Source organism: Halobacillus sp., assembly GCF_049282395.1.
GTDB lineage: Bacteria > Bacillota > Bacilli > Bacillales > Halobacillaceae > Halobacillus.
In genome coordinates, this window is sequence record NZ_JBAPTY010000268.1 from 1 (window position 1) to 2619 (window position 2619).

The 2619-nt window shown below is 39.7% G+C and carries 3 protein-coding genes and 1 pseudogene; all 4 read left to right on the forward strand.

Going from position 1 to position 2619, the window contains the following annotated elements:
* A partial coding sequence (locus tag WAM07_RS11265; RefSeq protein ID WP_422166913.1) for an alpha/beta hydrolase occupies nucleotides 1–549 on the forward strand: 549 nt, incomplete at its 5' end.
* Nucleotides 550–733: 184 nt separating this feature from the next.
* Nucleotides 734–883, forward strand: a pseudogene (locus WAM07_RS11270) (hypothetical protein); the annotation flags it as partial.
* Between the two features lie 85 nt (nucleotides 884–968).
* Nucleotides 969–1667: a YetF domain-containing protein gene (locus tag WAM07_RS11275; RefSeq protein ID WP_422166914.1), complete on the forward strand. Its 699-nt coding sequence runs from the start codon at nucleotides 969–971 to the stop codon at nucleotides 1665–1667.
* Between the two features lie 124 nt (nucleotides 1668–1791).
* Nucleotides 1792–2226, forward strand: a complete 435-nt coding sequence (locus tag WAM07_RS11280; RefSeq protein WP_422166916.1) for a YndM family protein — start codon at nucleotides 1792–1794, stop codon at nucleotides 2224–2226.
* Nucleotides 2227–2619: the final 393 nt, after the last annotated feature.

Genomic DNA, 2619 nt, shown 5'->3' on the forward strand with positions numbered 1-2619 from the left:
GAATGGATCCAAAAGGCAGAAGAAAATTTACAAGAACTATCAAATACCTGTGAGACGATTAACTTAATCGGTTATTCCATGGGAGGAATGATAGCTGCTTATCTTTCAACCAAATATAAAGTGGATAAACTTATCCTTTTAAGTACCTCAGCTCATTATATTGATACAGGACAAATTGCCAAAGACCTTTGGAAAATGATTAAAGACGGGATGCAAGGTGATCTCACGGAGAATGATATGTTTCAGAGATATATACAGCGTTTGGGATCTGCGCCAATGAGTGCTTCTATTCAATTTCAGAAGCTTGTTAATGAACTCCGACCCTGCTTTCAAAAAGTATATGTACCTTCCTTAATTGTTCAAGGCGGAGAAGATGGATTACTCCCCCCAAAAAGCGCTGAATTTATTTACGAATCCATACCAGCCGCAGATAAAACCCTTCACTTCTTACCTCAATCGAAACACATGGTATGCTACGGACCTGAACAAGAAGATCTCATCAACCTTTGCTGCGAATTTTTAGATATGGATAAACAGATAGAGCTTTAGTCACAGCCAAACCAACCGGGTAAACTCGGGGTTTGGCTTTTTGCTTTAAGAATTTTTTCGTATTAGCCATATGCTGTTTGGAAACATTTAGAGAGAAGTATGGCGTGTTAAAACTAAGCAAGTCCTGAATTCCTATTGATGGTACATATGATTTAGGAGAAGGACCCCGAATGGCAGAACCAAAGGAATTGAAGCATGCTCCAACTCTCAGAACTGCGTACAATCCTGCCCGAAAGGTATACCGTTAACTACAGCTATTGCATCTGGAAACCGTAAATCAGTCCCGGAAGCGTTTAGAAACTTCTTTGGAGAAACTTTGCGGAATCTCCAGTAAATCCCATTTATGAAGCAACCTTTTCTAGATCAAAATAAGAGTAAGAAATTCCACTAATAGAGAAGCAGCAGAAAGGATCTAAAGCATGGATGTTATTGAATTGCTGTTTAGACTGGCACTCGCTTTTACTGTTCTTTTAGTATTAACAAGAATAATGGGCAGAAAAGAAATCTCCCAACTCACTTTTTTTAATTTCGTGTCCGCTATTTCCATAGGCACCATTGGAGGGTCACTTGCCATTGATGCTTCCTTAAGTGTTCGGAATGGATTGATTGCGTTAGTAAGCTGGGCGGTCTTTACTGTCTTTTTGGGGTACTTGGATATTAAATCAAAAGATGTACGCCTGGCTATCGATGGCCAGCCTCTGATCGTTGTTAAACAAGGGAAAGTGCTTGAGGGTGAACTACGAAAAGCGCGACTTGACTTGGATTCCCTGCACGTATTACTTCGAAAGAAAAATGTTTTTTCTTTAAATGAAGTAAATTATGCTATTTTCGAAACCGACGGAACCCTTTCTGTTATGAAAAAAACGGGAGACCAGCCGTTTACCAAAAAAGACGGAAATGTAGTGTCAAACAGCCCTGCGGTTTACCCCATCCCTACAACTGTCGTTTCGGATGGACAAATAAATGATGCTAATTTGCAAAGCTTAAATCTGGATCAGAAGTGGCTCCACCAACAGCTTAAATCAGCCGGTGTACCGTCCATTTCCGAAGTATTCTACGCAGAAGTGCAAAAAGACGGAAGTTTGTATATTGATAAACGGAACGATCCGATTCACTAAATCTTCACCTTTTAGTTTTCACAGCTGTTTACACGTCATCCTTCGATACATTTTAAATTAACTGTAATCAAGGTATAGCGCGAATGGTTTTGAAGGAAGCTATAGATGCAGGAGGTGATTATTCATGGAACACTTGAAATTAATCGCTATGAAGTTTTTATTCACTTTCCCCATCCTTCTTATCATTTTAGGAGGCGGATTTGACGTATCCTTTGGGAATGTGTTCTTAATTACGTTGGTTTTAGGGGTCGTTTCGTATGCTATCGGCGACTTACTAATCCTATCCCGCTCCAGTAATACCACAGCTACGATTTCAGATTTTGTACTCACATTTCTGGTGGTTTACTTGATGACGGATGCACTTACTGTTGGAAATAATGTGTTTTCAGCCACACTAATTTCGACTATTTCACTCACTATTTTTGAATACTTCTTCCACCAGTCTGTTGCGCGTAACTTGGATGGCGAGGAAGCAGGTACAGAGAAGATGAGCCCCGCTCCTCAATTAAGTACGGAAGCTTCTGAAGAGCTTTACCCCTATGAGGATGAGGATAAATAATTACTTTATACTATAAAAAATCCCTGACTCTCAAATAAGCTGAGCCAGGGATTTTCCTATTCTTTAGGTTTTCTTTTTCAGTATAAATCTTTGCGGAGCCGGACTGGCTCATGGTGTTCTCCCTGTTTAAAGCATTGAAAGCAGATAGGCAGGCGCTTCAAATAGATACAGAAGAGCCGGAAAATAAATCCACTTAATAAATGGCCCAACAAAAACACTTCCAATTTAATTATCTGAGAGAAACCTATAATAAAGCAGTCCTCCGAAGATTTGGAGAGACTGCTTTTTTGTTAATCCTAATACACGATGCTCACTCGTTCCGCTCTTAGTCATACACTGTTAACAACTCAAAGCGGAAGGAAGAAAAATGATTATGGGCAATCGTTATCTTGA

Bases quoted from the DNA above. Each gene is read 5' to 3' on its own strand.
- WAM07_RS11275 (WP_422166914.1), top strand. From the start codon at position 969: ATGGATGTTATTGAATTGCTGTTTAGACTGGCACTCGCTTTTACTGTT.
- WAM07_RS11280 (WP_422166916.1), top strand. From the start codon at position 1,792: ATGGAACACTTGAAATTAATCGCTATGAAGTTTTTATTCACTTTCCCC.